This is a genomic window from Chryseobacterium sp. GP-SGM7 (genome assembly GCF_049166575.1).
Taxonomy (GTDB): domain Bacteria; phylum Bacteroidota; class Bacteroidia; order Flavobacteriales; family Weeksellaceae; genus Chryseobacterium.
Window position 1 is genome coordinate 460,652 of the sequence record NZ_JBMHFF010000001.1, and the last position, 25,957, is coordinate 486,608.

The 25,957-nt window shown below is 33.7% G+C and carries 22 protein-coding genes; 4 read left to right on the plus strand and 18 right to left on the minus strand.

All coding sequences use genetic code 11. The annotated features are described in order from the left end of the window. From ACOOWA_RS02170 to ACOOWA_RS02190, 5 genes are all read right to left on the minus strand, one after another. Positions 1-615 carry a hypothetical protein gene (locus ACOOWA_RS02170; RefSeq protein ID WP_421372925.1) on the minus strand — a complete coding sequence of 205 codons (615 nt, stop codon included), beginning with the start codon at positions 613-615 and terminating at the stop codon, positions 1-3. Then, on the minus strand, positions 602-1,162 hold the full coding sequence (locus ACOOWA_RS02175) for an RNA polymerase sigma factor (protein ID WP_421372926.1): 561 nt from the start codon (positions 1,160-1,162) through the stop codon (positions 602-604). The genes ACOOWA_RS02170 and ACOOWA_RS02175 overlap by 14 nt, the downstream gene beginning before the upstream one ends. 204 nt (positions 1,163-1,366) lie before the next feature. Then, positions 1,367-1,744, minus strand: coding sequence for a hypothetical protein (locus ACOOWA_RS02180; protein WP_421372927.1), 378 nt, complete (start codon positions 1,742-1,744; stop codon positions 1,367-1,369). Between the two features lie 45 nt (positions 1,745-1,789). Next, entirely contained in the window at positions 1,790-2,521 is a 732-nt protein-coding gene (locus ACOOWA_RS02185) for an ABC transporter ATP-binding protein (RefSeq protein WP_421372928.1), read from the minus strand. Positions 2,522-2,692: 171 nt separating this feature from the next. Continuing rightward, the gene (locus tag ACOOWA_RS02190; RefSeq protein ID WP_421372929.1) at positions 2,693-4,156 is read right to left on the minus strand and encodes a DUF5687 family protein; all 1,464 of its coding nucleotides are present in this window, start codon (positions 4,154-4,156) and stop codon (positions 2,693-2,695) included. Positions 4,157-4,415: 259 nt separating this feature from the next. Here ACOOWA_RS02190 and ACOOWA_RS02195 point away from each other — a divergent pair, with 259 nt between their 5' ends. Further along, a complete protein-coding gene (locus ACOOWA_RS02195) occupies positions 4,416-4,802 on the plus strand; it encodes an HU family DNA-binding protein (RefSeq protein ID WP_421372930.1) in 387 nt (128 codons plus the stop codon). Between the two features lie 166 nt (positions 4,803-4,968). On the opposite strand, the gene ACOOWA_RS02200 is transcribed toward ACOOWA_RS02195, so the two are convergent. From ACOOWA_RS02200 to ACOOWA_RS02215, 4 genes are all read right to left on the minus strand, one after another. Continuing rightward, positions 4,969-6,147 carry a hypothetical protein gene (locus ACOOWA_RS02200; protein ID WP_421372933.1) on the minus strand — a complete coding sequence of 393 codons (1,179 nt, stop codon included), beginning with the start codon at positions 6,145-6,147 and terminating at the stop codon, positions 4,969-4,971. A gap of 546 nt (positions 6,148-6,693) precedes the next feature. Further along, positions 6,694-7,314 carry a DUF6705 family protein gene (locus tag ACOOWA_RS02205; protein WP_421372935.1) on the minus strand — a complete coding sequence of 207 codons (621 nt, stop codon included), beginning with the start codon at positions 7,312-7,314 and terminating at the stop codon, positions 6,694-6,696. Positions 7,315-7,325: 11 nt separating this feature from the next. Further along, entirely contained in the window at positions 7,326-8,198 is an 873-nt protein-coding gene (locus tag ACOOWA_RS02210; RefSeq protein WP_421372937.1) for a hypothetical protein, read from the minus strand. Beyond that, positions 8,198-9,178 carry a hypothetical protein gene (locus ACOOWA_RS02215; protein ID WP_421372938.1) on the minus strand — a complete coding sequence of 327 codons (981 nt, stop codon included), beginning with the start codon at positions 9,176-9,178 and terminating at the stop codon, positions 8,198-8,200. The genes ACOOWA_RS02210 and ACOOWA_RS02215 overlap by 1 nt, the downstream gene beginning before the upstream one ends. A 147-nt stretch (positions 9,179-9,325) precedes the next feature. Between ACOOWA_RS02215 and ACOOWA_RS02220 the strand changes: the two genes are divergently transcribed. Beyond that, positions 9,326-9,718 carry a helix-turn-helix transcriptional regulator gene (locus ACOOWA_RS02220; RefSeq protein ID WP_421372939.1) on the plus strand — a complete coding sequence of 131 codons (393 nt, stop codon included), beginning with the start codon at positions 9,326-9,328 and terminating at the stop codon, positions 9,716-9,718. A 52-nt stretch (positions 9,719-9,770) separates the two neighbouring features. Here ACOOWA_RS02220 and ACOOWA_RS02225 read toward each other — a convergent pair whose 3' ends face one another. The 4 genes from ACOOWA_RS02225 to ACOOWA_RS02240 form a co-directional block, all read right to left on the minus strand. Next, entirely contained in the window at positions 9,771-11,612 is a 1,842-nt protein-coding gene (locus ACOOWA_RS02225; RefSeq protein ID WP_421372940.1) for a M1 family metallopeptidase, read from the minus strand. 308 nt (positions 11,613-11,920) lie between these two features. Beyond that, the gene (locus ACOOWA_RS02230; RefSeq protein ID WP_421372941.1) at positions 11,921-12,397 is read right to left on the minus strand and encodes a DUF1572 domain-containing protein; all 477 of its coding nucleotides are present in this window, start codon (positions 12,395-12,397) and stop codon (positions 11,921-11,923) included. Positions 12,398-12,605: 208 nt separating this feature from the next. Next, positions 12,606-14,297 (minus strand): DUF6909 family protein, encoded by a 1,692-nt coding sequence (locus ACOOWA_RS02235; RefSeq protein ID WP_421372942.1) that lies wholly within the window; start codon positions 14,295-14,297, stop codon positions 12,606-12,608. Between the two features lie 345 nt (positions 14,298-14,642). Next, the gene (locus ACOOWA_RS02240; protein ID WP_421372943.1) at positions 14,643-17,114 is read right to left on the minus strand and encodes a toxin-antitoxin system YwqK family antitoxin; all 2,472 of its coding nucleotides are present in this window, start codon (positions 17,112-17,114) and stop codon (positions 14,643-14,645) included. A 207-nt stretch (positions 17,115-17,321) separates the two neighbouring features. Between ACOOWA_RS02240 and ACOOWA_RS02245 the strand changes: the two genes are divergently transcribed. Beyond that, entirely contained in the window at positions 17,322-19,517 is a 2,196-nt protein-coding gene (locus tag ACOOWA_RS02245) for a glutamine synthetase III (protein ID WP_421372944.1), read from the plus strand. 336 nt (positions 19,518-19,853) lie between these two features. Then, positions 19,854-20,549 carry a C40 family peptidase gene (locus ACOOWA_RS02250; RefSeq protein ID WP_421372945.1) on the plus strand — a complete coding sequence of 232 codons (696 nt, stop codon included), beginning with the start codon at positions 19,854-19,856 and terminating at the stop codon, positions 20,547-20,549. A 77-nt stretch (positions 20,550-20,626) separates the two neighbouring features. On the opposite strand, the gene ACOOWA_RS02255 is transcribed toward ACOOWA_RS02250, so the two are convergent. From ACOOWA_RS02255 to mreC, 5 genes are all read right to left on the minus strand, one after another. Next, positions 20,627-21,208 (minus strand): pentapeptide repeat-containing protein, encoded by a 582-nt coding sequence (locus tag ACOOWA_RS02255; RefSeq protein ID WP_421372946.1) that lies wholly within the window; start codon positions 21,206-21,208, stop codon positions 20,627-20,629. A 123-nt stretch (positions 21,209-21,331) separates the two neighbouring features. After that, entirely contained in the window at positions 21,332-22,579 is a 1,248-nt protein-coding gene (rodA, locus tag ACOOWA_RS02260; RefSeq protein WP_421372947.1) for a rod shape-determining protein RodA, read from the minus strand. Next, positions 22,576-24,603, minus strand: coding sequence for a peptidoglycan D,D-transpeptidase FtsI family protein (locus ACOOWA_RS02265; protein ID WP_421372949.1), 2,028 nt, complete (start codon positions 24,601-24,603; stop codon positions 22,576-22,578). The genes rodA and ACOOWA_RS02265 overlap by 4 nt, the downstream gene beginning before the upstream one ends. Further along, complete coding sequence (locus tag ACOOWA_RS02270) at positions 24,600-25,106, minus strand: rod shape-determining protein MreD (protein ID WP_421372950.1); 507 nt, start codon at positions 25,104-25,106, stop codon at positions 24,600-24,602. Before ACOOWA_RS02270 ends, ACOOWA_RS02265 begins: the two co-directional genes overlap by 4 nt. Further along, positions 25,099-25,953, minus strand: a complete 855-nt coding sequence (mreC, locus tag ACOOWA_RS02275; protein ID WP_421372952.1) for a rod shape-determining protein MreC — start codon at positions 25,951-25,953, stop codon at positions 25,099-25,101. The genes ACOOWA_RS02270 and mreC overlap by 8 nt, the downstream gene beginning before the upstream one ends. Positions 25,954-25,957 lie beyond the last annotated feature (4 nt).

The window sequence follows — 25,957 nt, forward strand, 5'->3', positions numbered from 1 at the left end:
TTATTTGTTATTCAGGTCGATGGTCGCTACGTTGCTTCCATCCTTAGATTTATCGATGACATCTTTATGTTCTACTGAGAAAAGAAGCGTTGAAGGATCCACATATCTCTTTTTCTTCTGAACCTTTACCGAATCTGATTTCGCCATAATTTTCGCAGGCTGATTCTGAATAATAATCTGAGAAGCAATTTCAGAAGGATTTTCTTTAATTAACGGAAGTTCGTTTTTAATAGAGACATCTTTTTCTGTTTTTAACTCAACCGGAGAGTGTTTAGTTTGAGTAAATCTTTCCTCCTTATCTTTCACAATAATTTCTTGAGAATTTATTCTTTCCGGCTGTATCAATGTATTTTCTTTCTTTGAAGAAGGAGTTTTTTCAATTTCAGCAACTTGTACCGTTGGTTCAGAATTATTATTTAAAAATAAAACTGTTCCCAAACCGAATAGCAATACAAAACAAGCAGCCATCAATACCCAGTTCAGATTTGATTTCTTAGAACGAGAGTTTTCGGTTTGAGTCTGGATTTCTGCCCACAAATCTCTTGAAGGAGCAATCTCTCTCCCGTCGATCTGTTTTTTTATCTGGTAATCAAAATTATCTTTAGACGTTTTCATTTTTCAGTTGTTTTTGTTGTTGAAAGTAAATCTTTCTCAATTTTTCTTTTGCTCTGAAGAGTTGGGTTTTGCTTACTGCCAAAGAAATATTCAGTGTATCTGCAATTTCCTGATGCGAATAATCTTCAATCACATAAAGGTTGAAAACCATTCGGTACGCATCCGGAAGCTGATCAAGAAGTTCCTGTGCATTAAAATCAAAATCGATCACTTCTTCCTGTAAATCTTCCAAAACAGAAGCATGAACATCGTCGAGGTAAAAAACCGTTTTGTTGCTTTTAATAAAATTGAGACATTCGTTTACCACAATTTTTCTCGCCCAACCTTCAAAGTTCCCTTCCCCACGAAAGCTTTCTATATGTTTAAAAATTTTACAAAATGCTTTAATCACACAATCTTCTGCCTGATATAAATCGCTGACGTAGCTTTTCGCCACACTCAGGAATTTTTTTACACTTTGGTCATAAAAGATTTTCTGTGCAGCCGGATCCTGCTTTTTCAGCCGGCTCAGTAAATCTTCTTTTTTATTTTTAAACAAAAGCTTCATGGTTTATTCTGTTTGACTTCGTCGAAATAACATTCATCGACTAAAGGAGATAATCTTCGATTTCTATAGTAAAGACAGTGAAAGTTTAAAATGGTTACAGAAATTTTTATTTTTTTATTAAAATCATTGTAACCTTCTGAAAATGAATATAAAAAAAATCCACTTTTATTTTCAGAAAAGTGGATTGTAAATTTAATGTAGGGATTATAAACCACTTTTACAATTAGGAGTAGCTGTCATTACATCTAAAGACATATCCATCGCTTTTTTAGCCTGTTTCTTTGCTTCTTCTAAATTTTCGGCTTTACTCGCTTTATTTCCAAAAGTTACAGCATTCAACGCATAGTTTTTTGCCAGCTGACAATCGCAAATCAATGCATAAGCAGAAGCCTGTTCTGCATCTTCCACTCCTTTTTTAATAAATACTTTTGCATTCTCTAACGAATCTGATTTGTAAGCATTTTTAAATTTCTCAAAAGCCATTTCGGAATAAGTAACAGACATATTACAGTTATTCTGCGAAAATATTTTCACAGGAATAAAAAATAATGCAACAAAAAGAATTAATTGTAGTGCTTTCATTATATTGTGATTAGAAGATAAAAATAACAATTAAATTTCTAAAAACTATTCAATAATTGGTTCTTTTAAAGAGACATTTACCTGATCTTCAAAGTATTTTTCAAGCTGACGTAAAGTTTCAGGTGTTGTCTGGATATCCTGAACAACAACTCCTTTATTTACCACAACAATTCTGTTGCAAACTTCGGTTGTGTGCGCAAGATCATGGCTGGAAATTAAAAAAGTAACGCCATTTTCCTTAGCAAACTCACGGATCATGTTTTTTAGCTTGATTTGTGTGGAAGGATCGAGGTTTGCAAAAGGTTCATCCAGAATAATAATGTCCGGTTTACCTATCAAAGCACCTACAATTCCGACTTTTTTCTGGTTTCCTTTTGAAAGATCACGAACGTATTTTCCTGCGTTGACGATTTCTCCGTTGAATAAATCGTGGAACTGCTTTAGAAATTCGTCAACAGAAGCCTTATTTTGTCCTCTCAATTCGCCGATAAAGTAAAAATATTCTTCGGGCGTAAGATATCCAATCAGAAAAGTTTCATCGATGAATGCGGAAACTTTATTTTTCCATGCTTCAGATTCGTTTACTTTTATATTCTCAACACTTACAAAACCTGTTGTAGGCTGAATCAAATCGAGCATCAAACTGAAAAGTGTCGTTTTTCCTGCTCCGTTGTTCCCGACCAAACCGAAGGTTTCGCCTTTGGTAATTTCTAAATTTTCTATATTAAGAACGGTTGCATTACCGTATGTTTTCTTTAAATTTTGTATTGTGATCATTGTTTTGATTTTTAATTTTGTTGTTTGTTTTTAACGCAATGCTCGCAAAGATTTATTTCATTTTAATAATAAATATTTTTCGGTCGCAAAGGCGTTACACTCAGCAAAGACATGAATAATTTTATAACATGAAACGTATTCACTTTTGCCTTTTATCTTGGCTCTTCTAAATTAATCTTTCTTGAAAGCTTCGATTGTACTGTATTTCTCCGTTTTATATTTTTTAATTATAATATCAAAGATTTTTTCACGGAAAAGAAAACCGAGAAGGCCTAGAATTCCGATAGAGATTACGGCAGCAGAAATTCCGAAGAGACGTTCAACAACTCCGTAAACAATCATTGGTAAAAGCATTTTGGGAATCATTAAAATAAATGCTTTAAAGCTAATTGTATTTTTCTGCCCTACTCTTTTCTCTTTTGAATTAAGGTCGATGAGATTCTTATTATAAGCTCCGGACCAAAGCGTAAACTGAGAATTCACACCGATATTATACAATCCTGCCGCAAAAAATGCAAAGTAAACATTCCAGCCGAAATAGGCGTAAAACAATGCAATAACAATAGAAATTGCAGTCACAATATTCATGAGCCACCATTTTGCTTTCAGATATTCTTTGTAAGGAACATTTTGCGTCATCATCAAAGGATAATAAGCACTGTCGAAAGCCGGAACTCTCTGTCCGAACGTAAACTGAAAACCTCCCGTTACAAAAAGTCCCATAAACATCATCATCGTCGGAGTTCTGTAAATATCATTGGTAAACATCAGCAAACCGTAAAATACAAACATGAAACTTCCGATAAGCACCCCTTTTGTCACTTTATTCCGCTTCAGCATTTTAATGTCATTGTTGATGAACGTTCCAATTGCTCCGTATTTATTAAGGAAATCAATGTTTTCTGTTTTTCCGATCTCTTTTTTCGCTTCGAGACCTTCATCTAAATAAAAACCTTTTCGGATGTAATTAAAAGTGATTTTCCAAAGGGCAGAAAATAACAGAACGGAAACTATCGCAAAATAAGGTTGATTATAAAAACTGTAAAAAACACTTTCTGAATAAGAAAGAACAGGAACAATTTCGTAATAATTTAATGCTGCTAAACCTGCAATTAAAATTCCTGCACCAATCGCTATATTTTCTTTATCGTTAAATAAAAGATTGATGAAATTATTCAGGTAAAATAAAGATGAGGTTCCTATAAACCAAGCCAGTATTCCCAGGAAACCATATCCGTTGAAGGCTAAAATTCCGCAAAAAGTAATGAGAAATATTGAATTAAACCAGCTCAGCGGCGTAAGAAACGTTTTAATTAAAGTATAATTAACCACCACTTTCTTAGGAATATTTAAAGTAAGAAAAGGTTTAATATTCTGCGTGGGAATCTGCTGAATCATGTATTTAAACATAAGATCGATAACCCAGCCAATAATCATAAAACGTGAAATAATTTTCAGCGGATCCTGTTCCATTTCGTCCTGTACATAATAATAGGCAATGAAAGACATCATGGCGAGCCAAAAAACGAAGAAACAAATCCCGACAATTCTAAGAATCTTCATCGCAAGATTGATTCCCAATGAAGAGCCCCGAAAAAAACTTTTCCACTCCAGCTTCAAAAATCTTTTAAACATAGTTTATTACTTTTTAATCATTAGTAAAGATAATGCTTAAAATGTTACAGAATTTCTCACTGAATGTGGGGATAATGGAAATTATTTCTTTTTTACACATTAAAATTCGAAGTAAATTTTAAACTTTATATAATAACAGGTAAAAACAACATTTTTAATATACATTTATCAACATTACACCACAATAAATAAAAATAATTTATATCATATCATTTTAAATAGTATATTTGATATTATTAACAATTTAAAACACGATGATATGCCAGTACAGTATTCACTAAGTGAGAAGGGTAATCCCTCAGATCAATCAGTGCCAAAAAAATTCTATGCAAACGCCAAATCTACAGGCGAAGTTACGTTCCGAAGTCTTAGCAAGGAGATTGCAGGTGGTTCTACAACAGTAAGTGACACCGACGTTCTTGCTGTATTGAATGATTTGACCAAAGCGCTTTCTAAGCATTTGTTGGAAGGGAGGATTGTAAGATTCGGAGATTTTGGATCTTTCAGTCTTACGCTCACCAGCGAAGGAGCTGAGACCGCCGACAAGTTTAATTCTTCTATGATTAAATCGGCAAAAATTGCTTTCCGACCGGGAATTGATCTCAAAGAAATGCTTGCCGTGATGAAGTTTGAAAAAGCTAAGTAAGCATTTTTAAAAAGCAGGCGTGCATTTTTGAAAAGCAAGCCTGCTTTTTCTAAAAGCTCCCGTGGATTTGTGTAAAACCACGGGAGCTTTTGGTATAATCGTCTAAAGGATTTTTGGAAATGCTTTAAATGAATTAAAAAAAACCGTAGATTATTCTGTGGCTTCTTTATTTGTAATATTCAATTTCTCTTACCCATTTATACAAATCCTTGCCATTTACATTTTTTATGATTTCTGTCCAGTTTTTTTGTCTATCAAATTTGTATTTGAAGATAATAACTGATGATTTTATTTGTTCATTCTTACTTCCAAATGCTTCTAAATAAAATAGTTTGCTTATATGATTATCTTTATATTCAAATTTTACATCTTCCAAAACTTTATCATCATAATAATATATTCTCCTTTCTAACTTTTGATCTTTGGTAAAAACATAAATTGTGTACTGAGTTTTTTTATAGCTGTGGCTAGCTTGTACCTCACTAATTACTTTCCCATTTCCCAGCATTATATAGGAATATAAATTTCCATCATTGAAATTAATACGCTTTGTGATATTTCCGAATTGATCATATTCATACTTTAGATGATCAGTAAGATAGATTTTTCTATTTTCATGATCATCTTCATAGTTGAAAAGTTTCTCTTCAATAATCCTATACTGATTATCATAAATTTTCACCCGGCTTAATTTTTTATTATATACAGAGTCTTTAGCTGAAGTGTAAGAACGTTCTCCTATTTTCTTCCATATATCATTTGTAATTGTAAAAATGCTGTCTGTCTTAGAAATACTATCAAATTTTGTAACAAGTAAGGGTTTTTCGTTATCAAGATTTTTCACAGATCTCTCTATAGGCTCATCCTTCCATTGATAAGAAGTTTTTTTTAATTTTGCGATTTTATTGCTTCCTTCATAAAAATAGAGGGAAGAATCTTTGGAGTATTCATTTATAGACTTTTCAGTAATGAGTCTGTTTAAATGATCATAGGTATAATCATAATCATCAACTATTTTTCCTGATTTATAATACCATATTTCTTTGGTGATATTTCCATTTTTATCATAATGTGCTTCATTGTTTATATATCTGCAAAAATCTGTTTCAAACCATGAACCTTTCATATTAGCCCTTAAGCTGTTAGGTGTCATTATAACATTATGACCATATTCATTGTCACCCGACATAAAAGTAAATGAACGATAATCATTCAGAAAAATCACATATTCTTTTATGTATTTGGGATTTCCTAAAAGTAAGTTAGTTATAATTGGGGAACTATTTTGTTGTGCTTGAATAAATATACTAAGAGTTAAAATGAATAGTAGTAGTATTTTTTTCATATATATTTTTTTAAAGATAAAAACCTCTTTGCAGAGGTATTATTTTGCATTTATAATATAAATTTCACTTAAACTTATAAAAGATATTTTTTTTATTTATTTTTCCATTTTTGTTAAACTCATATAATTTTTTTCTCTTGATAATCATTTTATTCATCAATGGTACAAATTTGATATTTTGAGGATACATATTATCTTTAGAATATATCTCGTATAGAATACTAAAATATTTTTCGTTCTGGTTTTGAATTATTAGATCTGCTTTTTGATCTATAGATAGAACCAGAGTATCATTATTTTTAAGCCTTACTGTGTCATAAAAAGGTTGAGGTTTCAAAAATAGAACATTCCTTTTTTTTGTCCATGTTCCGAAAGACCACATATCACCTGTCATATAGGGAGAACTTGTGTAAAAATATGTATGGTCTTTATTAATTTCTATTGTATAAAGATATACGTTACTCGTATTTCTATACTTACCTACTACGCTCGTACATGCCTGAAAAAAAATAAAAAAAAATATTGACCAATATATTTTTCTGTGCATTATGGTACTTTTGTTAATGTAACATCATTAGGTAAACTAAAAACTGGCTGTCCCGCATAAACTTCAATATTATAATTCGGAAAATGCTGTCGTAAATAAAGATGAAATTTAATTTGATTTGAAGAAATCTTAATAATCTCACAGTTGGCATCTACCGGTCCTCCTCCTGCATACACTAATTCATTTGTTAGAGGCATATAGATATTTTTAGTAATTCTGCCGTAGTCTTTTATTCCTCCATCTAATATAATACCGTCTTTTGTATCAAAACTAGGATAGTGTCTTACAGGGCTCTCAAAAATTAATATATTATTGTTAAACTTCTTATACTGGTATTTAATACCATCAGTATAATAGTTTAAACTTATATCAGAATCATTAATATGATATTTAATAATTTTAGTTAAAATAATCTGAAATTTTTCATTTCCATTTACATACTCCCAAGTTCCAACAAAATTATCAAGATTATTGTTAATATCTTTCTCATAATACTGTCCAGTTTCATTATAATTAGAAGGTAATACTCCATTTCCGCCAGCCATATTAATAATAATTTGAGATTTACACTGAATAATACAAATCAGTAGAGTTATAAGTGTTAAAAATTTTATAATCATATTTATTATTTTTAGTTACAAGGTATTGGGTTATAGCTATAATTCCCACTTCCATTATCAATTAATTCAAGTTTCTTCCAATCTCCGAAGCTATTTTTATCGCCTTCATACAAGTCTATCCCAATATTTTTATCTTTGATAAAACGAAGAAAACCTTTTATTTGTTGCTCTTTTGTGGAGGTATGGGAAATATTATATTTATCAGGTTTTGAAAAATTTCTTTTCATATATTCGTTTACTTTTTCAGTTCCATTATTTAAATCACTTATTACCATATCGCTCCACCATTTTGAGAAAGATGCTAATTTATTAAAATCATTAATCTTTATCGCAAAAAATCCTTGATCAGTAATAACATACATAATTGTTTTCTTTGGGAAATCTGATCGATAAGGGCTACTTGCAAAGGTTTCAAACATTCCCAAATAATAAAGGGCACCAATGTCTTCTGGAGTAAAAACTCCTATGTGCTTAATATTATTTCTCAAATGGTTATGTGCAGTGCCATAAGTTCGGTACAATTCTTCCAAATCTTGTGGTGTATTATCTTTGAAAGGAAACATTACTCCACCATCCATTCCGCCACCCTGCACAACAGGAGAAAACTCTTGATTGGGTATATCTCTTATGATAAATCCTTTTTCTTGAGTTCCTGTAGGTACATTATTTTTTAATTCTGTCATCTTATTTGTAAAACCGGGTTTATCTTTAATTGTTTTTAACTGATCACACGGCGTTGCCAAATACTCCTCATAAAACTCTTCCCAAGTAACATCCGGATTCAGAACCAGATATTTATAAGCCCAGTTCAGAAAATACTGATTATTGGCAGGAATATTGTTGGGAGCATTATTGGCCGCTACATACCATGCATTAAGCCCCACTAATCTTTGATAAATGCCTTTGTAATAGGATTGATCCCATTATCCTTAAAATAGAAAAAGGTATAATAAAACAAATCGGGATTTGCTGCCCTCAGCTGATTATAGGAAGCACCCAATGATGAAAAATAACTGACAACACTAAGGTAATGCAGGTAGTTAGGATCTAGATCATCTTCTGTCTCATAATACTGGTAACCTATAGAGATAAATGGTATCGAAAAATAAGCACCCAGATCAATACCTCCACCTGCTACCGGACCAGAAGGACCAGATTCTCCACTGTCTCCGGTATCAGCAGGATTACCATTTTCGCAGACATATTCTATAGACTGTATCATGGGCGCAGGTGCTCCGCCAACAGAGCAACCTCCCGGACCGCCTGTATAATGTACATTTGCAGAACACCATCCTGTTTCCCATGTTATGACAAAGCAGCCTATAACATCTACATTTAATTTTACATTTGCATTTGTATTTATATTGATCTTCTCAATATCATAGATTTTTGTTTTTGAAGAAATGTCTACATTTTGCCCGCTGATAAACTGCTCTTTTTCCTCTTTGGTCACATCATACTGAATGAGAATCCCACTAAAGCTGCTGTCGTTATTCTCTTTCAGTATTAGGCTTTCAGTTTTGTGCGAAATAAAACTTCTAAAAACAGGAAATGTGTAGGTTTTCTTACCGTCTTTTTCCACCAGAAGAACCTGATTGGTACCGATAATAGCACCATCTAGAATAGAATCCTGCACTTTTCTTCCATATAAGTTATTCGTCTGGCTAAAACTCTTTTTTTTGAGTTCTGAGATCTTCCCCATAAGCGGAGCAATATCATAAACCTGTTGCCGATTGAGTAAACTTACCTGAAATTGTTCTTTCTGGTTTTCGGCATCAACTTGTAGGAATTCCTGCCTACAGGAATGTAATGAAAAAACCATAATAAGAATCAGGTATAACCTGAGAAATAGATTTTTCTTCATAGATCATTTGTTTTTAATGGGTTAAAAATATAAAAAATTGTAACTCCACAAATATGTGATAAATAATTTAAACAGCAATGCCCTATTTTTGATGCACGTTTGTTTTAGAAAAAAAATTATATTTGCTCTACTCAAAAAAGTACATCCATGAATACAAGCATCGGCAAAAGAATAAGATCATACAGAGAAGAAAGAGGCTTTTCTCAGGAAGAGCTTGCAGAAAAGCTGCATATTTCCCGATCTACTTATCAGAGAATAGAAAACGGAGAAACCAATTCATGGATTAATCACATTGAAAACATCTGCACTTCGCTGAATGTAGAATTAGATGATATTTTAAAACCTGAAGAAGGTTACACGCAAATAAATAGAAATAACGAACAAACTAATGATAATAATGCGAGTGGAATGATTCAAAATCAAACCAATCATTATCACAGTTCTGATAAGCTTACAGAAAGTCTTTTAGACCAAATCACTTTCTTTAAAGAAGAAAACCAACGGCTGAAGAAAGAAATAGAACAGCTAAAGAATATATAAACAAAAATGCCCGAAGAAAAACTCTTCGGGCATTTTAAATTATTTAAAATTGTTACTTTACTTCAACAAAATTGTCTTCAGGATTTACATCAGCCAATCTTTCGCTGAAATCTATTCCCAAAGCACTCAATTGAGACTTGCTGTACGGAATTGTAAACGTATATTCTTTCTGCGTCCATGGCCAATATTTCAATGTAGTAAATTCTCCGAACGCATCTTTGGTTTTCCACGTATGTGTCATATTTAGCGGAATCTGGTAATTAACGATTTTTTTATCAGAAGTAATCACAGAAAAATCAATCGGCATCGGAACTTGTCCATTATTAATTAAGGTAATCGTTGTTGATTTTTCACCATATTGCACGTCTTTAATTCCGTAATCGATAGTTTTTGTGGTATTAATCCAATAATGATGAAACCACTTTAAATCCATTCCCGAAACTTTCTGCGCAATATGTAAGAAATCTCTGTCTGTAGGATGTTTCATGCTCCATTCTTTGAAATATTCAGTCATAATTTTGGATAAATTCTCTTCACCAACAATGTAACCCAACTGTACCAAGTACAATTCTCCTTTCACATAACTCGCATAAGAATACGCCGAACCGTTATCATGATGGTCGCCTAACCAAACTGCAGGCTCTTCAATTCCCTTTTTGATAAAATTTCTGTACGCATCAAGCTTTTCAACAAAAGCATTCGGTCTGTTATCTTTTGGTGGAAACAACTGATTCATTACGTAACTTTCAGCGTAACTCGTAAAACCTTCATCCATCCACGGTCTTGTCGGTTCGTTGGTTGCCAACATTTGCTGATACCAGGAGTGTGACCCTTCGTGAACCATTAATCCCATTAAATCTTCCACATCTTTTGCTTCGCCTAAAATCATGGTACACATCCCGTATTCCATTCCTCCGTCTCCACCTTGGATGAATGCATAAGAAGGATAAGCATATTTTCCGAATTTAGAATTCATAATCTGGAAATATTTTGTAACATAAGGTTTTGCTTCTCCCCATGCTTTTGTTTTATCATTTTTCTGATACACGAAATATACTTTCGGACCTTGAGCAACATCAAAACTTTCTACCGAATAATCTTTGTCTGCTGCCCATGCAAAATCGAGCATATTTTTAGCTTTCCATTTCCAGGTCGCTTTATTTTGTTCGGTTTTTATCTGCGCTGAAACGTCATAACCTTTTACTTCTTTTGGATTTAAAAGCGTTCCTCCTGCTCCTACAACGTAATCTTTATTAATTTTTATATTCACATCGAAATCGGCAAACGGTGCATGAAATTCTCTTCCCACATAATCGAAAGTTGCCCAACCGTCGTAATCGTATTCTGCAATTTTGGGATACCATTGCGTCATCGTCATGTCAACGCCTTCACGGTTGTTTCTTCCTGCTCTTCTGATTTGTTGCGGAATTACTGCATCCCATTCCATCGTGAAAGTTGTTTTTGAACGGGGCTTCATCGGTTTATCCAGATACACTTTCATCACGGTTTCCTGAATTTCAAACTTCAGATTTTTTCCGTTCTGTTTAATCCAGTGAATATTTTGGGCACCTTCCTCATTTTTCGGAATGGAAGCCAGTCTTGAAATTCCATCTTTCTGTAATCTCGAGTCGCCGTTTTTCCCCTGATTCGCCACTCTCTGATCCATCATTGAGTTTGGCTTAAATGCATTCCAGTAAAGATGAAAATAGACGACATCGAGTTCGTCGGGCGAATTATTTTGATATTTTAAGGTCTGAGTTCCCTGATAAGTAAATTCTTCTGCATTGACGTCGATATCCATTTTATATTGTGCAGCCTGCTGATAATAGGCTTTTTGCTGAGCCTGAAACTGTGAGATAACAAACACACAAAGGATGATTAACGATTTTTTCATATGTCGTTGTTTATTGTTTTAAAGGTCATATAGAATCGCAATATATTCATAAGTGATTGAATGGGCAAATCTTGGCGATTTCATTGATAAATTTTATTTGTCTAAAGGTAGGTAATTTTAATTTTATTGCCACGAATGCACGAATGTTCGTTGCTTAATTGAGGAAAGTACTCCCACGGATTTCACAGATTTTCACAGATCATCTCATACAAACTGTGCAATCTCGAAAAAATTTAAAAACAAATTTCACAAATGAAAAGCACAAATAGACACTATTAAATTTGTGTTATTCGTGAAAAACATTAGCGTTATTCGTGGTTAGATAAAATCAATTTCTTAATCAAAGTAATCTGTCCCAAATGATAATAACAATGTTCGATCATTCCATCGATATTTCTAAGGTAAGTTCCATATTTTTCATCAACGAAAGCATCATTCATTTTAGAATCGGGCATTTGCTCTAATAAAAGCGCAAACTTTTCTGCATCATGAAGAAGTTTGTTAAACAATTTTTCCCACTGAGCTTGGGATTCAATTGGTGGTAGATCAAAACTGAATTGATCTCTTATTTCTAAATCTCCTCCTTCAAAAACAGTAATCAATCCTGCAATGTAATAATCGATATGAAAAGTAAGCATTGCAATTGTATTTAAAGAATCAATTTTTACAGTTGCCTCTTCCCAGGTTACATCTGAAAGCTGATCTTTAAAATTGGTATTGGCAATCCATTTTCCATCTAATAAAACTTCCCGGAATCTTTTGGCTAATTGTGAGGTTGTGGTCATTGTTTTGTTTTTCTAAAGATAATTATTTTCTCTCGCTGATTTTACAGGCTAAGCAAATCTTTTTCACAGACTGCAAATATTTTATCATCATAATTATGCGCAATCATTTGGAAAATCTGGGAAATCTTTGAAGAGATACATTATTAAAAATTAAAAATCCTTCAAGGTTTTGAAAACCTTGAAGGATTAAATTATATTAAGTTGAAAACTATTTTTTATCAGAAACTTCTTTCGCTCCGCTCGTTAAAATCTTTTCAAGAATTCTTAAAGTGATGAGGTAAGTTGGTTTTACTCCGGTTAATCCTAAACCTCCTGAAGAAAGCGTGGCTCCTGTTTCCAGTGGATTATCAGAAGCATAATAAGCGTAACTTACAAATAAATCGGGATAAATGTGATGTCTTATTTTAGACGCTACCTGAATTGCTTTTTGGTAATGCGCACCTTCCATTTCCAGCCCGATTGCTTTCCATGAAGTGTTCATGAAATATTGTAGAATATCTCTGTTTTGAAGAGATGTTCCCAAAACGGTAATCATCGGTCCTTCGAAAGCCTGTAATTCGTCATCAAAGAAATCTTCTTTTTTCAAAGCATTTTCGAATGGATAATTATCGGCAGTTCCCTCAAAGATGTGAGAAGTCGGGATCATAATATCACCTTTTCCTCCGGCAAGAATTCCGGCTTTCCCCATAATGGAAACAGATTTCACTTTCATCATGTAGACTTCGCCTTTCTGTTCGAATGGCCTTAGAAGTTCGTCCATCACTTCAAATGCCTGTTCACCAAAAGCGTAATCGAAGACTAAAACTACATCATCACCATTGAATTTAGTATGGCTGAACGGCGTATTTTTTAAATCAATTTTACTCAAATCAATAATCTGAACATCGATATTACTTCCGCTTTTGTCATCGATGTAAATTAAACCTTGCTCCAATGAATATTTTAAAACTTTATCACGAAGGTCTTTTTTGTTTGAAATTTCTTCATAAAGCTTGTAATCTACATCTTTGTTCTGTTTTTTCTTTAAAGCATCGTTTCCGAAAAGCATATTTTTCACGGAATGCATATTCGCAGAAATGATGTGGAGCGGACGCATGTGAAGATCGTTTTCAAATAAAACTTCTTTCACTTTGTGAGCCCATTTTTCACCAAAGTAGTGATGCCCTACTCTTTCTTTAAGAATGGCTGAGAAGTAAATTTCTCTTTCGCGGCTCTGTTTTGCATCTTCCAGACTTACTTTTCCTAAATGATAAATTATTTTGAATAATCTGTCCGGATTTTCGTCGTCACCGAAAGTATTGTAAGCGTTTAACGTTTCATCAAAAGTTCTTCCTATTAAAGAAGAAAGGTGAATCAGTGCGACTTCTTTTTCTCTCCTACTGAATTTTTTCTCGCCTTTCACTACTTCTTCGATGATTTTAAAAGCTCTTGTCGGCTTCCAGTTTTCATCCTGAATGAATGCAAGATTTCTGATTTTATCGGCTTCTATAAATAAGAAGGTAAGATGGGTAAGAATATCATAGATCTCGGAACGCCCTAAAAGAACTTCGATATTCATCTGGTGTTCATCAATTCGGTAACAGTTTCTTCTTCTCTTTTTAGGAACGATCGGCTCAAAACTTCCTTTATCAAAACCTTCGTCTGATGTAAGATGAATGAAAGCACATTCTTCTATTCCTTCCGGAAGTCTGTCTAAAACATACATCAAACCATCGAGTTCCAATTTGCTTGGAATGCTCATGGTACCGTAAATCTCGGGATTGATCGTCTTCAACAAACTTCTAATGCTTTCTCCTGAAACTCCGCTTGGCTTGAAAAAACCTCTATAAAACAGGTGTCTCATAGAAATGTATAGTCTTTCAATTGCCTCGGTAGTTTCTCTTGCTCTAGAATTTGTCATATATTAAAATTTTTATAAAAAGTCTGCTAAGTTACGTAAAATATTTTTAATGTTTTAATTTGTTTTAAATCAGAAGATTGGGTTTAAACTAAATTTTTAAACGATTTAAAATTACTATTTGCAGCTATATTTTGAAAGAGATTTAGAATAAGTTTTATTAATATTCAGAAATCCTATTTAATTTAATATGAATGTCCGGTTTTTAATCATAATTCTAAAATCAGCAGTCTTTTTGTCATTCCGGAGGAATCTAAATCATTTTATTTCAGTGTGTTGAGATTCTTTCAGAATGACAAAAATGGAGCTAAAAATTAAATTACTACTAATTACGGACATCCATTTAATTTAATCTAATCCCTCCAACTTTTTGATCTCATCTTTAATATTACCAAAACGAACTTTATCAACAGTTTTGATCAAATTTCTATTGAAATACAATTGTAAGGTGTAGGTATTATTCTGAGTTGGCGTAATGAGAATTCCGTCTTTTGGTTTGCCTTGAGAATCGGTCTTGATCCCGGCAATAATTTCTTTTTCATCAGTTTCTCCCATGAATTTATTTGAAATAAATTTTTCTGATAAATCATTAAAGCTTTTCTGAACATCTGATGATTCATTTACAACCGAATAAACTTTGTAAAACAACTCCGTCCCTTCGCTTGGTTCGATTGATACATTCTGCGGACTTAGATTAGCTGAAACAATTTTTCCGTCTTTCACATGGTAAATAGTGATTCCTTCTTTATATTTTGATTCTAAATATTCTTTTTTTGTTGAATCAATTAATTTTCCATCGATAAAAAGCTGTTTATTGAAATCAGTTTTAGACGGATCAATTTTAATTTCCGCTTTTCTGTTCGCCTGCAAATCGCCGATTTCGATTGTATTATTTTTAAGTTCAAAATGAATTCTGTTGAAATAATGCATGGCAAACAAATCCCAGTCGAAACTTTGTAAAACGCCGTTTTTCCAATATCTTGAGATAAATTGTTTTTTATTGAGATTGTATTCTACTCCGTCAAAAATTTTTCCGTCTTTATAGATAGATTTAATGTTATAAACCTGATGCGCATAATTATCCATATTTTTCAGATAATCATTTGAGTATTGAAATTTTAAAATTCCGTTTTCAAAATAATTTACCTGTTTGAATTCGCGGTCATCTTCCGTTTCAAAATATCCTGAGAAAGGTTTTCCATTTTTAAAAATTCCCTCATAAAAATCCTGTGGCTTTTCTGAAATCGTGAAAGAATAATTTTTGATTTTCTCCAAAACCCCATTTCCATACAACTTTTGCTTTTGAATTCTGTCCTTATTATAATGATCCTGGAAAAAAGTTTCTTCAGAGATTTTTCCATCTTTATATACTCTAGCTCCTGCATCTTCTATTAAAGTCCCGTTGTATGGCAAGTCATTTTTATATTCCACAGTTCCTACGACTTTACCGTTGTCATAAAAAGTGGTCAATCCGTTTAACTTCTCATCTTTTACGGTATACGTTTTTTCTAAATTTTCCAGTCTGTATGCGAAGACTTTCTGTAATCCGGTTTTTTTAAAATTTTCAAAGTTCATCAGTTCATAATTATCGGAACGATCATCCATTTTTTCGACAAAAGTTCCGTTGAAAGGTTTTCCGTTTCTGTAAATTCCTTTGGCAATAACTCTACCTCCTTCATCTTTCGCAATAGCTTCGCCTTCTCTCAAACCGTTTATATAATTTAGATTAACGAAAACTTCTCCGACACGTACATCAAAATTACCATTAAAAGGCTCATTTTCTTTATAAATCCGCTTACTTTTCACGGTTCCGTTTACGTTAAACACAATTTCATCTCCTTCCTTTAAACCGTTTTTATAATTTGTTTCAAAGGCAACATTTCCATCAGGAAAATAGGTAATTTCCTTTCCGGATTTATCTCCATTAACAAAGTTTGAAGCAGATCTAATTTGAGTTGCAAAATTATTTTGGAGATAATATTGATATTCCGTCCCATTTTCGATATTATTTCCATACAGTTTAAAATGAGTTTCGTTTAGGGACTGAATTAATTTCCCGGATTTATCGTAATCCTTTCGTGAGATTGGCTTAAAATCATAAGTGCCAATTTCATACACCGTTTCCTGAGCCAATTGCTTTGAATTTGCCCAGAATATTTTTTGTGTAATCTTGTTTTTCTTTTCACGTTTCTCAGAAGGATTTTCTGCTTCAACTCCGGCGGCAGTTTCGATCATTTCTGGGGACGCGACTTCAACTATTGGAGCATCATTGGTAACAGCAGATCTATTTGACTCAGAATTTTCATCATTTTGTTCGGTCGACCTATAATCATCACTGTTCTTTATATTTTCAAAACTTCCGCTTTCAGGTTTTCCTTTTATATAAACGCCTTTCATTAAGACCGTTCCATCAGTTCCATAAATTACAGCTTCACCATCTTTCACACCATTTTTATACTGAACTTTCTTTCGCACTTTTCCATTGGGATAATAATATAATAAAGTTAGGTTTTTTGTATCATTACGATACTGATAAAAATTACTGTCATTTCCGTTTTCATCATACCAAACAACATCTCCAACATAGGTATTCTCATCTTTCTTTAAAACATAGCCTTCAAACTGTGGTGTACCGTTGATGTAAAAATCCTGAAGTAAAACCAATTCGCCAACTTCTTTCACTGGCATCAATCTATAATATAAAGCATTGGATTTTGTAGTAACTTTCCAATCTTTATCATAATAAATGGATTCCGACTTTTGAGAAAGCACTACTTGGGAAAGCAAAAAAACAGTGATGAATATGATTTTTTTAATCATGTGAAATGGGTTTACTCAAAAATAAGAATTCTTTAGCATTAATTCGATTTATGAAATTTTAAATAATTTTACAACAAACCCGCATTTTAATAAGGGTATTTTTAAATTTAAAATACATTTAATTATTAAATCTTTTAAAAAATATAGGGGTATTTTATTTTCAATTAATATTTTTCGTAAATTTGCCCCGTAAAAATCAAACTCAATATGTCGACTTTAAGATTCAAAGCGTTAGAAACTTTACCATTTAAGGACTTTAGAAAAGATAATTCTATCGAAGTTCCTGTAAAATTGTCAGAATTATTCTGCACCAATGTTTTCTCTGAGGAAACAATGAGAGAATATTTAACAAAAGAAGCATTTCAATCTATTTTGGATGCGATGAAAAAAGGAACTAAAATCCAAAGACACATTGCAGATCAGGTAGCTGTAGCAATGAAAGACTGGGCAATGAGCAAAGGGGTAACCCACTACACCCACTGGTTTCAGCCGTTAACAGGAACAACTGCAGAAAAGCACGATTCTTTCTTCACTCCAATCGAAGGAGGTAGAGCGATCGAAAGATTCAGCGGAAATTTATTGATTCAGCAGGAACCGGATGCATCTTCTTTCCCGAATGGCGGTATCAGAAACACTTTCGAAGCGAGAGGTTATACAGCTTGGGATCCTACATCTCCGGCATTTATTATGGGAACCACTTTATGTATTCCTTCAATTTTCATCTCTTATACAGGAGAAACTTTAGATTATAAAGCACCCCTTTTAAGAGCTTTGAACGCTGTAGACGAAGCTGCAACCAATGTAATGCAGTATTTCGACAAAAACGTAACAAAAGTAACTCCTACTTTAGGTTGGGAGCAAGAATATTTCCTGGTTGATTCAGCATTGTATCAATCTCGTCCGGATTTGGTTTTAACAGGTAAAACTTTATTAGGACATTCTCCAGCAAAAGGACAACAGTTGGATGACCATTATTTCGGTTCAATTCCTACAAGAGTCATGAATTTCATGAAAGAACTGGAGGTTGAATGTATGAAATTAGGTATTCCGGTTACGACAAGACACAACGAAGTTGCCCCAAACCAATTCGAGCTGGCTCCGATGTTTGAAGAAGTAAACGTCGCGGTTGACCACAACTCTTTGTTGATGGACGTTATGGCAAGAATTGCTCACAGACATCATTTCCATATTTTATTCCACGAAAAACCTTTCGCAGGAGTAAACGGAAGCGGAAAGCACAACAACTGGTCTTTAGCAACTGATACAGGCGAAAACCTTTTAAGCCCGGGAAAAAATCCTAAGAAAAACTTACAATTCTTAACTTTCTTCGTGAATACAATTAAAGCGGTTCACGAATATGCTGATCTTTTAAGAGCAAGTATCGCATCTGCAAGCAACGATCACAGATTGGGTGCAAACGAAGCTCCACCGGCAATTATTTCCGTATTTATCGGAAGCCAGTTGTTCAGAGTTTTGGAAGAGCTTGAAAAAGTAACAGAAGGAAAACTTTCACCAGACGAAAAAACAGATTTAAAACTAAATGTTGTAGGAAAAATTCCTGAAATTTTGTTGGATAATACTGACAGAAACAGAACTTCTCCATTTGCATTTACAGGAAATAAATTCGAGATCAGAGCAGTAGGTTCTTCTGCAAACTGCGCAGAATCTATGACGGTAATGAACACAATTGCTGCAAAACAATTGAACGATTTCAAAAAAGAAGTTGATGCCTTAATTGAAACAGGTCTTAAAAAAGACGAAGCAATTTTCAACGTTTTAAGAGAATACATCAAGCAGTGTAAAAACATTATGTTTGAAGGTGACGGATATTCTGACGACTGGGCTCTGGAAGCTGAAAAAAGAGGACTAAATAACTGGAAAACAACTCCTGAAGCTTTGAAGCAGGAAATGAATCAGAAGTTCCTGGATCTTTATGAAGAAATGGGAATCTTCAATCACAGAGAGGTTGAGGCAAGAAATGAAATCAAATTAGAGAAATATTCTACTGTTATTGATATTGAAGCAAGAGTTTTGAGCGACATCGCAAGAAACCACATCATTCCTTCAGCTTTAAAATATCAGAACAGATTGATCGAGAACGTAAAAGGTCTTAAAGAGATTTTCGGGGATAAAGAATTTAAAACATTGGCAAAAGAGCAAATGAGCCTGATTACCAATATTTCTGAGAACGTTTCTAAAATTAAATTAGGCGTTGAAGATTTGATCGCAGCAAGAGAAACAGCGAAAGCTGTTAGCGGCAGTCAGAAGCAGGCAGAAGATTACTGCACGAAAGTGATTCCATTATTCGAAGGAATCAGAGAAGCTTCTGATGATCTTGAAATGATGGTGGATGACGAGCTTTGGCCAATGACAAAATATAGAGAAATGTTATTTACAAGATAACATCTGTAAAGTTCCATATTAGATAGATTCCTCGGTTTTCCGGGGAATTTTTTTATAATTTATTATGACCATTTTTAATAATTATAAAAATGTAAAATCCGATGAATAAAGGAATGTGTATATATATTGTTAAAAAATCTTAATAAAAAAAACCGCAATATTACCGAAATAGGCACATGGCGGTCTGTTTTTCTTTAACATACGTCCTTGAGCTGTTAAAATATGTTAAAACAATTACATGACAATAATCATATCGAGGTTGTTTTAACAGATATATCTACTTTTGTAAGGCTTTAGAGAAAAATATACCTTTTTAACACGGACAATAAAAAATATATGAAGAAAAGAGTTTTGTTTTATTTAGTTGCTTTCGTTTCTACAATATCACTTCAATCATGCGTAACAAATTACGTCGTTTCAAAACCGGCAACTTACAATAAAGAGTACAAAACAGATGCCAAACTTACGGCTTTAGACACTCAGTTAGAGAAAGATAAGAAAACATTACTCAATTCTTTTATCTCTGAAAAAGCAGTTGCGCTATCTAATGTTAGGAATTCTATAAAAAATTCTGAAATCGCAAAAGCGATCAAGCATAACAAGACCATCGATAATATTTTAACAGAAGCTTCTACTTACATCGGAACTCCTTACCGATACGGAGGAACTACAAGAAGCGGAATTGATTGTTCAGCATTTGTATTATCAGTTTTTGGTGCAGCAGCAGGACTTACATTACCAAGAGTTGCCGCTTCACAATCTCAGGAAGGAGAAGCAGTAGATAAAGAAAATCTTCAGAAAGGTGACTTAATTTTCTTTTCTCATGGCAGAAGAATTTCACACGTAGGAATTGTAGAAGATGTAACAGAGGAAGGTGAAGTAAAGTTTATACATGCCGCAACTTCGAAAGGAGTGATGATTTCTTCACTGAATGATTCTTATTGGGGGCCTAAATTCAGATTCGCAAAAAGAGTGATCAACGAAAACGGAGATAACTACAATAATTTAGCAACTACAACTAATAATTTTTAGTCTTAAATAATTGATTATATATAAAGCCATCAGATTTGATGGCTTTAATTTTTTGTAAGACTCTAAAAGAATTTAAATTAACTATTTCTATCGATTTCTATATCAAGTTGACGTAAGAGCCCGTGAATTTCAGAAAGTGAGAATTTGGTCTTCTTTAGCCTGTTTGAAGCAGGATTGATTGTATAATTGAAAGAAGATCTTACATCTGCTTTTTCTAAATTGGTTCTGTCAAAAATTGCTCCACTTAAATCACAGTTTGAGATGACAGAATTTGAAATATCAGCTTCAGAAAAATCGACTTCAATTAGCTTTGAATTTTTGAAAAGAGTTTTTTTAATGGTTGATTTATAAAAACCCGAATTGTTTAATGCACAATTTTCAAACTTGAATGACATTCCGAATTCGTTGCATTCATTGAATTGCATTCCGAACATTTTACAATCTTTAAAAACAACATTTCTGAAAGCTGTGCCGACGAGTTTTGTCATGCTTAAATTACATTCAATAAACTCACAGTCGGTAAATTTAAATTCGGAAAGATTTGCATATTCAAAATTACAATTTCTGAAAATACAGTTCTCGTATTCTCCTAAATCCAAAGTTCTTTGAGTGAAATCAATATTGTCGAAATTCTCGTCAATGACGTAGGCTTCTCTCATGGTTGTTATTTGTTTTTAGAAATTATTTGTTTCGGAATGAGAAATTTATATCTCTTACTGATTTTAAATAAAAAAATAATTGAAGAGTGATGTTGTAAACTTCCATCATCCAACTTCCCTCTTCTACACCAAACTGTTTTTATCTGCGTAATTGAGTTTAAAGAAAATAAAAGTCATAATGGAAAAGGCAAGTAATGAACTTCCACCATAACTGAAATATGGCAACGGAATTCCAACTGTGGGAAAAAGCCCCATAACCATACCTAAATTGATGGAAAAGTGCATTAAAAGAATAGAAGCAAAACTATATCCGAAAACTCTGTTAAATACTGATTTCTGCTTTTCTGCGAGGTAATAGATTCGCCCGATATAAACCATGTAAGACAAAACCAGAATGGCACTTCCAACAAAACCCCATTCTTCACCCACGGTACAGAAAATATAATCTGTTTCCTGCTCCGGTACAAATTTTCCCTGCGTAACAGATCCTTGACGAAATCCTTTCCCAAACATTCCACCCGAACCGATGGCAGTTTTTGAATACAATAAGTTATAACCCGAAGTATCTCGGAATTCTCTCTCTCCTTTATACAAAACTTCTACACGCTCCTGTTGATGTTTAGGAAGTTTTTCAAAAATAACCGGAGATATAAACGACAAAGCAGCTAAAAGTAAAACGATTCCCACGCCCGGTAAAAGAGTATAAATGTTTTTCCGAAGAAAAGCAGCATTAAAAGCAAACCATAAACCTCCGATTACAATAATGAATACGGTAAAATACCATAAGCTCCACTGCAACGGATCATTGAGATAATTTGCGATCAAGAAAACAGCCCCAAAAAGACCTCCGATTAAAAATAGCTTTCCGGATAACCCTTCTCTGTATAAAGCAATAAAAAATGCGGTAAATACAAGCAATGAGCCAACATCAGGAATGGCCAGAACCACGATGGCAGGAATTGCTATAATCCCGAAAACAGTAATTAAAGATTTTCTGTTTTTAAGATTAAATTCTGATCCGGAAACATAATTTGCCAACATCAGAGAAACCCCGATTTTTGAAAATTCTACCGGCTGCATTGTGACGCCGCCAAATTTATACCAGTTTTTTTGCCCTAATATTTCGGTACCAAAAGGAAAAAGCCCTACCAAAAGTAAAATTCCCCCAATGTAAATGATACCCGACATATTTTCAAAAAACTTGCTTCTGCTGACAAAAATAATTAGACCAACAAAAAGAGAAATTCCGAAAAAAATCAATTGTTTTTCTCCTAAATCTTTATTAACACTGTAAATATTGGCAATTGCGAATGAACACAAGAGCAAATACAGACCAAGACCCAATTTATCTATTCCTTCTGTCCATTTCATGGTTTCTTAGGTTTTTTGGTTTCTGTATTGATTTGTTTCTGCAACGCTTCTTTCTTTTTCTTAATAAAATTTAGACTGTCCTGAATTCTTTTAAGCTTAAGCGAATCGGGTTTTGGCTCTTTGTAAAGACCTTTCCGCTTTAAATCGACAATCCATTGTCGTTTGTATTCAGGCATGAAACTCGACGTAATCATTTTTTTGTAAAGATGCTCACGCTTTAAATCACCTGTAATATATTTTTCAGCAATCACTGTACAAGCGGGGCCTGCCCAAGTTGCACCAAATCCGGCGTGTTCCATTACCGCAACAACTACGATTTTGGGTTTATCAGCGGGAGCTATCAAGACAAAAATAGAATTATCCTTTCCTTGCGGAACCTGCGCTGTTCCTGTTTTTGCCAATTGAGTAAAATCTTTAGACATCAGACCTCTTGCTGTACCTCTTAAAACTACAGCTTCCATACCTTTTAAAACAGGCTCGAAATGTTTAGGATCAACCAAAGTCTGATGTTTAACTTTAAATCTAGGATCTGGATTTGGTTTTCCATCAATTGATTTTACAATATGAGGTGTATAATACCAACCTCTATTTGCAATTGCACCGACATAATTTGCCAACTGAAGCGGTGTTACCATCACATCACCCTGCCCCATTCCGTTATAAATAGCTCCTGTTGACATTTCGTCCCAGTTTTTATAATCCTGCTTGGTTGAACCGTTGGCTTTTATAATTGCTTTGAACCTTCTTTCGTAAAAATCTCCGGAAGGAATTTTTCCTTTAGCACCGACAGCGAAATCGTTATTTAAAAATTCACCAACCCCGAAGCTGCTCATGATTTTTTTCCATTCGTCTACACCTTTAGAGGGGTTTCCGGGATATTTTTTAATAATTGCAATAAATGCATAGGTGAAGAAACAGTTACTGGAAACCTGAATGGATGGAATCAGTGGATCTGCTCCGCCGTGACCTTTAATTCTTTTACCTTTATAAAAGAAACCACCACCGCAAGGGAAGATCGTTTTTTCGTCCATCACTCCCATTTGCATTGCCGCTAAGGCAGTCAATAATTTGAACGTTGAACCAGGTGGATAACCCGCCTGTAAAGAACGGTCAAAAGTTGGTTTATTCTCGTAAATTGTATCTTTTGATAATGCGTAAAGATTTTTAGATTTGTTTGGTCCTGTGAAAAGATTAGGATCAATGTCCGGTCCTGTTGCAGCAACCAAAACCTCACCATTATTCGGGTCCAATGCGACAATCGCACCATGTTTATTCACCAACATTTCTTCAGCTATTCTCTGAAGATCGTAATCGATAGTAAGTGTAATATCTTTTCCGGTAATGACATCACGGTCTAAAGAACCATTTTTGTAAGGCCCGACATTTCTAAGCTTAATATCTTTCTGAATATATTTTATTCCTTTTACGCCACGAAGTTCTTTTTCATAGGCTTTTTCTATACCCGTTTTTCCGATGAGGTCACCCGGAAGATAATACACAGAATCTTTTTTGATTTCTCTGTCATTCACCTCACTTGTATAACCTAAAAGATTTCCTGAAGTAGAAACTTCATATTGTCTTTGCGGACGCTGTACGATGTTAAATGCAGGATATTTGAATATAATTTCCTGAACTCTAGCAATGTCTTCTCTGCTTAAATCTTTAAGAAAAGTCATCGGCGTAAGTTTAGAATAATATTTTTCAGTTTTAATTGTATTAATTTTTTTTATGAAATCACTCTTTTCAATTTTCATTAAATTACAGAAAGCCAGTGTATCAAAATCTGGTTTCATTAATGCCTGTGTAAAAGAAACTTCATAAGCAGGCTGATTTCCTACCATAATTTTTCCGTTTCTGTCGAAAATAACTCCGCGTTGCGGAATTACATATTCAGTTTTAATGGAGGTATTGGCAGCATTCAGCGCATAGCGATCTGTAAACAACTGTAAATAAGAAAGTCTTGCCACAAAAATAAGAGCAATGACGATGAGAACGGATAAGATTTTTATATGGCGTGCGTTCAAACTTTCTGTTTGATTTTAAAGATTAATGCGTAAATTATGATAAATATAAAGGAAATTCCACTAGTTACCAACACATTAAGTAAGATTTCAAAAATTCTGCTGAATTTAAAAAACTCTATATACTGTACCAAAAGCTGATGCAGAAAGATACTTGAGAACAGAAACAGCAGAAACTGCGTCCACTGCAAAGACTGAAATGAAAAGAAATCTGTAGAAGTATCTGTAGATGTACGGAAAATCAACGTACGGAAATAAGCAATTACAGTAGTTGCCATTGCGTTAATTCCCCATGTACCAAGAAAACCATCAACGGAAAGGCCTATTAAAAAACTTAAAGCTAAAAATTGAAATTTATTTCTGAAAAAAGGATAAAACATCACAAAAACCGGATATAAAACCGGCGTGAATTTACCAAACAGCGTAATCCTGTTCAATACAAAAACCTGTAATGCAACCAGAAAAGCCATGATCAAAAGATCTGTAAATACGGTTCTGCTAATCATTTTCTTTTTTTATTACAGCCTGTAATGTGTCCTGAATTTTTTGAACCTCAGCTTTTTTAAGATTTTTAACAACGAAAACTTTGTTTAAAGCGCCCATTTTTTCACTTAATTCTACTGAAATATCCCAAAATCCTGTTTTGTTATCTACCGTATAACCTGCAATTTTACCAATCATGACACCTTTAGGAAAAATCGCTGATTTCCCATCAGTTTCTATGGTGTCTCCAATTTTCAGGGAAACATATTTTGGAACGTCTGCCAAATGCATTACCCGAGAATTATCTCCTTTCCAAGTCAACGTCCCGAAATAGCCTGAATTTTTCAGTGCTGCGTTAATTCTTATTTTATTAACACTTAAGACTGATTGTACCAAAGCGTAACTGTCGGTAGAGTTGATAACGATTCCGGCAATTCCTTTAGGGGCCATTACGCCCATTTGAGGGTACACCCCATCTCTTGTTCCGCGGTTGATGGTAAAATAATTGTTTCTTCTGTTGATGCTGTTGAAAACAATTTCACCGTCAACAAAAGTATAGATTTGCCCGCCTCCCAAAGTATCGTGTACTTTTCTGAATTGAGGATTTGCGGTGCCTTGTTTCCCGTAAAGTTCCACCATTAAAGATTTGTTTTGAGCAACAAGATCTTCGTTGACCTGTTTTAATTTCAGGTAAGAAACCCCTTCATCAATCCCTCCGGAAACCCATGAATTGAAAGCTGCAGTTTGACCCGCAAGCCAGGATTGTTGCATGGCATTCTTAGAGAATATCAAAATGAGAGCAATAATTTGCAGAAAAATAAAGAATACGAAAAGAGCATTCTTAGAAAATAATCTCAGCAAAAATCCCATTCAG

Excerpts from the sequence above, each read along its gene's own strand:
- ACOOWA_RS02170 (WP_421372925.1), bottom strand. The coding sequence starts at position 615 with ATGAAAACGTCTAAAGATAATTTTGATTACCAGATAAAAAAACAGATC.
- ACOOWA_RS02175 (WP_421372926.1), bottom strand. The coding sequence starts at position 1,162 with ATGAAGCTTTTGTTTAAAAATAAAAAAGAAGATTTACTGAGCCGGCTG.
- ACOOWA_RS02180 (WP_421372927.1), bottom strand. The coding sequence starts at position 1,744 with ATGAAAGCACTACAATTAATTCTTTTTGTTGCATTATTTTTTATTCCT.
- ACOOWA_RS02185 (WP_421372928.1), bottom strand. The coding sequence starts at position 2,521 with ATGATCACAATACAAAATTTAAAGAAAACATACGGTAATGCAACCGTT.
- ACOOWA_RS02190 (WP_421372929.1), bottom strand. The coding sequence starts at position 4,156 with ATGTTTAAAAGATTTTTGAAGCTGGAGTGGAAAAGTTTTTTTCGGGGC.
- ACOOWA_RS02195 (WP_421372930.1), top strand. The coding sequence starts at position 4,416 with ATGCCAGTACAGTATTCACTAAGTGAGAAGGGTAATCCCTCAGATCAA.
- ACOOWA_RS02200 (WP_421372933.1), bottom strand. The coding sequence starts at position 6,147 with ATGAAAAAAATACTACTACTATTCATTTTAACTCTTAGTATATTTATT.
- ACOOWA_RS02205 (WP_421372935.1), bottom strand. The coding sequence starts at position 7,314 with ATGATTATAAAATTTTTAACACTTATAACTCTACTGATTTGTATTATT.
- ACOOWA_RS02215 (WP_421372938.1), bottom strand. The coding sequence starts at position 9,178 with ATGAAGAAAAATCTATTTCTCAGGTTATACCTGATTCTTATTATGGTT.
- ACOOWA_RS02220 (WP_421372939.1), top strand. The coding sequence starts at position 9,326 with ATGAATACAAGCATCGGCAAAAGAATAAGATCATACAGAGAAGAAAGA.
- ACOOWA_RS02225 (WP_421372940.1), bottom strand. The coding sequence starts at position 11,612 with ATGAAAAAATCGTTAATCATCCTTTGTGTGTTTGTTATCTCACAGTTT.
- ACOOWA_RS02230 (WP_421372941.1), bottom strand. The coding sequence starts at position 12,397 with ATGACCACAACCTCACAATTAGCCAAAAGATTCCGGGAAGTTTTATTA.
- ACOOWA_RS02235 (WP_421372942.1), bottom strand. The coding sequence starts at position 14,297 with ATGACAAATTCTAGAGCAAGAGAAACTACCGAGGCAATTGAAAGACTA.
- ACOOWA_RS02240 (WP_421372943.1), bottom strand. The coding sequence starts at position 17,114 with ATGATTAAAAAAATCATATTCATCACTGTTTTTTTGCTTTCCCAAGTA.
- ACOOWA_RS02245 (WP_421372944.1), top strand. The coding sequence starts at position 17,322 with ATGTCGACTTTAAGATTCAAAGCGTTAGAAACTTTACCATTTAAGGAC.
- ACOOWA_RS02250 (WP_421372945.1), top strand. The coding sequence starts at position 19,854 with ATGAAGAAAAGAGTTTTGTTTTATTTAGTTGCTTTCGTTTCTACAATA.
- ACOOWA_RS02255 (WP_421372946.1), bottom strand. The coding sequence starts at position 21,208 with ATGAGAGAAGCCTACGTCATTGACGAGAATTTCGACAATATTGATTTC.
- rodA (WP_421372947.1), bottom strand. The coding sequence starts at position 22,579 with ATGAAATGGACAGAAGGAATAGATAAATTGGGTCTTGGTCTGTATTTG.
- ACOOWA_RS02270 (WP_421372950.1), bottom strand. The coding sequence starts at position 25,106 with ATGATTAGCAGAACCGTATTTACAGATCTTTTGATCATGGCTTTTCTG.
- mreC (WP_421372952.1), bottom strand. The coding sequence starts at position 25,953 with ATGGGATTTTTGCTGAGATTATTTTCTAAGAATGCTCTTTTCGTATTC.